General features: G+C 61.7%; 8 protein-coding genes and 1 tRNA gene. 3 read left to right on the top strand and 6 right to left on the bottom strand.

Features of this window, described 5'->3' with window-relative positions; translation table 11 throughout:
* Positions 1 to 102: 102 nt before the first annotated feature.
* The 5 genes from HGQ17_RS06580 to upp all read right to left on the bottom strand — a co-directional run bounded on the left by HGQ17_RS06580 (position 103) and on the right by upp (position 3,305).
* Positions 103 to 858: an SOS response-associated peptidase gene (locus HGQ17_RS06580; RefSeq protein WP_229503353.1), complete on the bottom strand. Its 756-nt coding sequence runs from the start codon at positions 856 to 858 to the stop codon at positions 103 to 105.
* Positions 859 to 942: 84 nt separating this feature from the next.
* A complete protein-coding gene (locus tag HGQ17_RS06575; RefSeq protein ID WP_168887158.1) occupies positions 943 to 1,104 on the bottom strand; it encodes a hypothetical protein in 162 nt (53 codons plus the stop codon).
* 71 nt (positions 1,105 to 1,175) lie between these two features.
* Positions 1,176 to 1,694 (bottom strand): SixA phosphatase family protein, encoded by a 519-nt coding sequence (locus HGQ17_RS06570; protein ID WP_168887157.1) that lies wholly within the window; start codon positions 1,692 to 1,694, stop codon positions 1,176 to 1,178.
* Positions 1,695 to 1,712: 18 nt separating this feature from the next.
* A complete protein-coding gene (locus HGQ17_RS06565; protein ID WP_168887156.1) occupies positions 1,713 to 2,528 on the bottom strand; it encodes a winged helix-turn-helix domain-containing protein in 816 nt (271 codons plus the stop codon).
* Positions 2,529 to 2,669: 141 nt separating this feature from the next.
* Complete coding sequence (gene upp, locus HGQ17_RS06560; protein ID WP_168887155.1) at positions 2,670 to 3,305, bottom strand: uracil phosphoribosyltransferase; 636 nt, start codon at positions 3,303 to 3,305, stop codon at positions 2,670 to 2,672.
* Positions 3,306 to 3,425: 120 nt separating this feature from the next.
* Here upp and HGQ17_RS06555 point away from each other — a divergent pair, with 120 nt between their 5' ends.
* The 3 genes from HGQ17_RS06555 to HGQ17_RS06545 all read left to right on the top strand — a co-directional run bounded on the left by HGQ17_RS06555 (position 3,426) and on the right by HGQ17_RS06545 (position 4,566).
* The gene (locus HGQ17_RS06555; RefSeq protein WP_168887182.1) at positions 3,426 to 3,872 is read left to right on the top strand and encodes a nucleoside deaminase; all 447 of its coding nucleotides are present in this window, start codon (positions 3,426 to 3,428) and stop codon (positions 3,870 to 3,872) included.
* 11 nt (positions 3,873 to 3,883) lie between these two features.
* A complete protein-coding gene (locus HGQ17_RS06550; protein WP_324615207.1) occupies positions 3,884 to 4,426 on the top strand; it encodes an adenine phosphoribosyltransferase in 543 nt (180 codons plus the stop codon).
* 52 nt (positions 4,427 to 4,478) lie between these two features.
* Positions 4,479 to 4,566, top strand: a tRNA-Ser gene (locus HGQ17_RS06545).
* 81 nt (positions 4,567 to 4,647) lie between these two features.
* Here HGQ17_RS06545 and HGQ17_RS06540 read toward each other — a convergent pair.
* On the bottom strand, positions 4,648 to 6,210 hold the full coding sequence (locus HGQ17_RS06540) for an ABC transporter substrate-binding protein (protein WP_168887153.1): 1,563 nt from the start codon (positions 6,208 to 6,210) through the stop codon (positions 4,648 to 4,650).
* Between the last annotated feature and the right edge of the window lie 9 nt (positions 6,211 to 6,219).

Genomic DNA, 6,219 nt, shown 5'->3' with positions numbered 1-6,219 from the left:
ACGCGGGGACTTTTACATGAGGCACGAGGGATCATTTCCCGGGGACTTGACAGTGAGGCACCACGCTTCACCGGATCCAGGTGACCCTCACCACTTCACAGCTCAGAAAAGGACTTCCGGCTCCACGGGATCCAGGAGCTCCGGGGAGTCATTCGCGACCGTGTTGACGGCATTGCTGACCTCCTGAACCTCCCAACCTCTAGCCACCTCATATGCCCCCGCATAGACCCGCTTCAGCAACTCCTGTGCGGCATCCTCGCTGAGTTTGACGGGGTTCATCCATTCACTGGCCATCTCCGACGACATCGCCAGAGGCATCCGGTGATGAATCCGCCCCAACTCACCAAGGACTCCCCCAGCGTTTTCATCGGGTGCGGCTCCAGTGAGAATCGTGAAAGTCACGATCAGCTGCTCATCTTCCGGCTGTTTCCAGGTCTCCCATAAACCCGCGAAGAGAATCATCGATCCATCCGCAGGCCGAATGGCATAAGGACGCTTGTCCTTCTCCGTGATCTTCTCCCACTCGTAATAGGCCTCCGCCGGCACTGCACAGCGACGCGAGGTCAGGGGACCTTTCCACGTACGCTTCTGCCCTGCTGTTTCAGCCTGTGCATTATGTGTGCGCCACTGAAAGGCCTCACGCTGTTCCTTATTCCAGGGCTTCAGCAGACCCCACCTGGCGGCGATGATCTGACGCTCGAGGGCGCCGTCGTCGTCGGCCTGTTCCAACAGAATGGGAACCCGAGCACCGGGCGGGATGTTCCACGAGGCACGCAGCGGGGTTTCATCGACTAACCGAGCCTCCAACTCGTCTTCGAGGAGACTGCCGATCTTCGACTGCACGAATCTGCCGCACATCGTTCATTCACTTCCCGCGTCTTGGCCTCAAGGCGGACCAGATCTGGCCCGCTCGCGTTGCTACCCTATGGCTGGGTTTTGAGCCTACAGGGGCCTGCTGGCCGCATCCAGGGCGCGCAGCATCTGAAGCATCCATATCTGACCGGCAGCGGCCACCGTGCCGGTTCCCACGACCTTCCCATAGGCGCTCCAGCTCAGAGCAGCGACCGCGCCGCTGGAGATCCCCAATCTGACCTTAGTTTTCATAAGTACCCCTCTTGTACCGGGCGGTGCTGTAGGCACCGCTGGGTGACTGGACACCTATGAGTCGCAGGTTTTCAGGTCAAAAGGTTGCGCTCGGTGATGAACTGGCTCAACCCGGCGTCGCGCCCGTCCAGTTCCGCCCATGGCTTGGCCACATCGAATACCGCCAGCCCCGCCGTCGGCCATTGGGAGGCCATATTCAGCACGGCCGTCTCGTCGGACTCGGGACTCGCCAGTTCCATACTGAGGTTCTGGACACCGGGCATATGGGCGATGACCAGCAGAGTCTGCACGGTTTCAGGGGTTTCGTTGATGACTGAGCACATAGCCCGCGACGCCGCCAGATACAGTCGCTCATCGAGGTACGGGGTGACTGCCTTCTCGCCGAGCTCGTGACTGATCCAGATGCAGGTCTGGCGGGTGCGCATGGCATCTGAGACCAGAGCCATCTCCGGCCACGGGCCGAACTCCAAGAGATACCTGCCTATCTGTCGCGCCTGGTCCTGACCGTGCTGGGTCAGGGTCCTGGAGTGGTCATCCCCGGTGAAGCTGTGCCCGGCTTCGGCATGCCGGAGTATGAGCAGTTTCTTCACCTGAGCTCCCGAACAAAATCAGATGGAGTATTCGGGTGCGGCCCAGACGGTGACCTCTGGGTGCTCGTAGAAGCGGTAGCCCTGACCGCGAACGGTCCGGACCGTGTTGGCCAAGCGGCCCAGCTTCGAGCGCAGTCGCCGCACGTGGACGTCAATAGTGCGCTCATTGGGCATCTGGCCCTGGTCCATGTTCCGCCACAGAGTCTTGAGCAGCTCCTCGCGCCCCACTGTTCGGGAGGAGTTGTCCACGAGGTAGTTCAGCAGTTCGAACTCCTTATAGGTGAGGTTCAGCCCCTCACCGTCGAGCTGAACTTCGCGCCGGGCGAGGTCGATGAGCACACCGTTGCTGGAGGGAGCAGCAGGTGCCGGCTGCTGGGCCACGGGCTCGGTGGAGAGCCGGTTGGTGACCGTGGGGTCGCCCAGTGCCTGGCGGACGACTTCGAGGTCGCTGCCCTCCGCGGCGGCGGAGGCCATGGCCATGGCGATATGCACCTGGGATTCGGGGGCGATGTGCTCCACGTAGTCGCGCAGTTCGGTGGCAATCCGGTGCAGTGAGGTTCCGGCCGCGGTGGCAGTGTCCTCGTCCAGACCCACGTAGACCACAAAGCCGCGGGCGACGATATCGGGGTGGATAACCTGGGAGCCGCCACCGTTGGGGGCGATCACCGGCACTGGAGCCGTCCGCGGCTCCCCTGCTGGAGCTGCACCTTTGCTGCTCTTGGCCGAGGAGTTTCCATTGCGCATCTTGCGGGCGATCTCAGCACGGCGGGCAGCGTTACGCACGGAAACGTGAACATAACCTGGATTTTGGGCCTGACTGAGCGGTGCGGACATAAAAATCGTGACTCTTCCTGGCAGGTGGCCGGGTCTATGGCCTTCTCAGCATCCCCGTAATATTTCCCGAATGCAAGTAACAAAACCCCGAAACTTCCACATTGTGAGATTCAGGGGCCCGGGTGTGATTTTTCCCACGTACTATTCGGCCAGCCCGTACAGGCGATCGCCAGCATCGCCGAGCCCTGGAACGATATATGCCTTCTCATTGAGCTTCTCGTCGATGGCTGCGGTGTAGAGCTCTACGTCGAGGTCACCGAGCTCCTCCTCCAGCCGCTTGATCCCCTCAGGCGCGGCCAACAGAGTGATGCAGGTGATCCGCGCAGCACCGGCCCGCTCCAGGAAACGAATGGCCTCCACCAGGGTCCCACCGGTGGCCAGCATGGGGTCCAGCACAAAGACCTGACGGCCAGTGAGGTCCTCGGGCAGCCGCTCAGCATAGGTGACGATGTTCAACGTTTCCTCATCCCGGGCCATCCCCAGGAATCCCACCTCTGCTGTGGGGATCATCGCCGTCATCCCATCGAGCATGCCCAGGCCCGCACGCAGGATCGGCACCACAAGAGGCTTAGGGCCGGCGAGCTGGGAGCCGGTCATCTCGGTGACCGGTGTCTGGATCTCTACCGGTTCCACGGGCATTGAGCTGGATGCCTCGTAGGCCAACAGGGAGACCAGTTCTCCGGTAAGGTCACGGAAAACATTCGACGGCGTCTCAACCCGGCGCAGCTGGGTGAGCTTGTGAATAATCAGGGGATGGTCAACGACATGAGTGCGCATGACATCAAACTATCAGCGCCGGCTGAAAGCCCCTAGGCTTCCCAGGCCCCATATCCTGGTGAGGTGAGCCGTTTCCCCGCCCCGTTCTCCCCGCGGGAGAAGTCCATCCAGCACCGGCTGATCGGACGGTGCTTGGAATTGGCCGCCCAGGCTCCGGCCAGTGGTGATGTGCCTGTGGGGGCTGTGGTGCTCAGTGCTGACGGTGAGACTCTCGGGGAAGGCTTCAACACCAGGGAGCGCGATGGGAGCCCCACGGGACACGCTGAGCTCAATGCCCTGGCTGCTGCGGCGGCCACGATGGGTACTTGGCGCTTGGATGGCTGCACCCTGGCGGTGACGCTGGAGCCCTGCACGATGTGCGCTGGGGCCATCAGTCAGACCAGAATCTCGACCGTGATCTTCGGCACGTGGGATGCCAAGGCTGGCGCGGCCGGCAGTGTCTTCGATGTACTGCGTGAACCCCGCCTGAATCACTGGGTGGAGGTCCAACCGGGAGTGCGCAGCACTGAATGCGCAGACCTTCTGCAGGCGTTCTTCGGCGAGGTTCGCCGTGGTTCGGACAGCTAGGATTATCGACTGTGTCTGCACCTGCCCCAGAGGCCCTGAACCGCGCGAAGTCGCTTTTCGCCGTCATCCCTGACTACCCCGAACCTGGTGTCACTTTCCAGGACATCACTCCTGTTCTTGCCGATCCGGAGGGACTCACCACCTTGGCTGAGGCCCTGCTGGCCCCTTTCGCCGGGCAGTTCGATCTCATCGCGGGCATTGAGGCCCGCGGCTTCCTGCTGGCCGGAGCGATGGCGGGGCTGACCAATGCCCGGGGCGGAAGTGCTGGAGTGCTGACTATCCGTAAGGCCGGGAAGCTGCCGTCCCCGGCCGCGAAGGTCAGCTATGAGCTGGAATACGGCTCGGCAGCCATTGAGGCTCCTGATGTTCTGCGCCCCGGTCACCGGGTATTGATCGTCGACGACGTCCTGGCCACTGGTGGGACGATCGCCGCCTGCCGAGAGCTGGTCACCGAGCTCGGCGCAGAAGTCGTGGGGGCAACGGCAGTGATGAAAGTCGAAGCCCTGGACGGCGAGAAGATCGCCGGTGAGGTGCACAGCCTCTTCTCCTGCTGAGTTCTGCCTCTGAACTGGCAGCTGGTAACATGGGCGGGCGTGTTTTGCGCAAGGTAGCGTGTCCGAGCGGCCGAAGGTGCGACACTCGAAATGTCGTGTTGGGTAACCCCCAACCGTGGGTTCAAATCCCACCGCTACCGCCGAAATGAAAAGACGAAGGGGACTCCGCGTCTTCAGCGGAGTCCCCTTCGTCGTCTGTGCCGAGATCGGCGTGCAGTCGTTTACTCGGCGGGGCGGATGTGGTGGAAGATCTCTCCGACGCCGGTGACGTATTCGTAGCCCTCCAGATCAGTGCTGAGCCCACCAGCGGTGCGACGATCACCGTATTTGATGATCGGCAGGTACTGCAGATATGCCTCCTGGAGATCCGCCATGGCCTCCAATGCCTCATCCTCATCCGCAGCGGCGATGAGGCCAGCATTAGCTCCGAGAATCTCCTCGCTGTCAGTCCAGCCCTGGGTGCCCTCATTGAGGAAGTACATCGTCGAGGGCACAACCGGCCAGTTGCTGATGGCGCTGAAGGCGATATCGAAGGCCTCGGGGTCATCCATGGAGTCCAGCACGGTCGCCCAATCCGAGGTCACCAGATTGGCGTTCATACCGGCATCCTCCAACTGCTGCTGAACCACCACGGAGGCGTTGTAGTGATCGGCGTACTCCGGAGCGGAGATAATGGTGATCTCCTCGCCGTCGTAGTCTGCCGCCTCAAGGTAGTCCGCCGCAGCATCGAGGTCCTGATTCTGGTAGAACTCATCGTCCTCACCTTCAACAGGAATATGCCACTGGGACTCCTCCTCCATCATCGCGGTGTTGAGGCTGAACCAGTCATCGGAGCCATAGGCCGAGAGCATCACTGCCTCGGGGTCGATAGCGGCCAGGGCAGCCCGGCGCATATCCTCATCGGCCATCGGCCCCTCGGCCTTGTTGAACAGTGAGAACAGCAGGCCGGATTCACCCGGGATGATCTCAATGGAGTCATCCTCTTCCATCTGGTCGATATTGTCCCAGGGAATGGGGCTGGCCATATCGTATTCACCGGTCTGAAGGCCCGCCTGCAGGGTCGAACCGTCACTGACGAAGTGGACGTACATCTCCTCGTAGTGGGCGGTCTTCTCCCCCGCCATACCGCTGGACTCACCCTCCGGAGATTGGTAGTCCTCAAACCGGTCAAAGCGCAGGTACTGATCAGCCTCCCAGACCCCGTAGGTGTAGGGACCGGTGCCGATATGCTCGGTGATCCCCTCAGCACCTGCCTCCTCAATGACCTCAGCCGGCATGATGTGCGGCATCTGCCCGGGATCAGCCAGCAGCTGAGGTGCCACATACATCGGCTCAGGCAGCTCGATGGTCACCACACCGTCTTCCGGAGAGGCGACCTCCGCCTCCGGGAAGTAGGTGGAGCCGATGATGCTCATCTCAATCCAGCGCTCAAGGGATGCGATGACATCCTCAGTCTCCACATCCGAACCATCGTGGAAGGTCAGGCCCTCTCGCAGCTCAAAGGTCAGGGTGTGCCCGTCCTCGGAGACATCGAAGGACTCAGCCAGCACCGGCTGAACCTCACCCTCGGCATCGAGGTCGATCAGCGGCTCGAAGACCAACCGAGCGAAGATACGGGTGGCATGGGCTGTGGTGTTCAGCGGATCCATAGTGGGCGGCTGAGCGTTATAGGCGATGTTCAGCTCCGGAGCGACCTCGCCATCAGCCCCGCCGTCATCTCCACCGCAGGCGGACAGCACCAGGGCGGCAGCCATCCCAGTGGCGATCATCGACTGTTTTTTCATTCGGTAATC

This window comes from Nesterenkonia sedimenti, from assembly GCF_012641515.1.
Taxonomy (GTDB): domain Bacteria; phylum Actinomycetota; class Actinomycetes; order Actinomycetales; family Micrococcaceae; genus Nesterenkonia; species Nesterenkonia sedimenti.
Note: the sequence above shows the minus strand (reverse complement) of the source record. Positions and strands in the feature narration are given on the sequence as shown.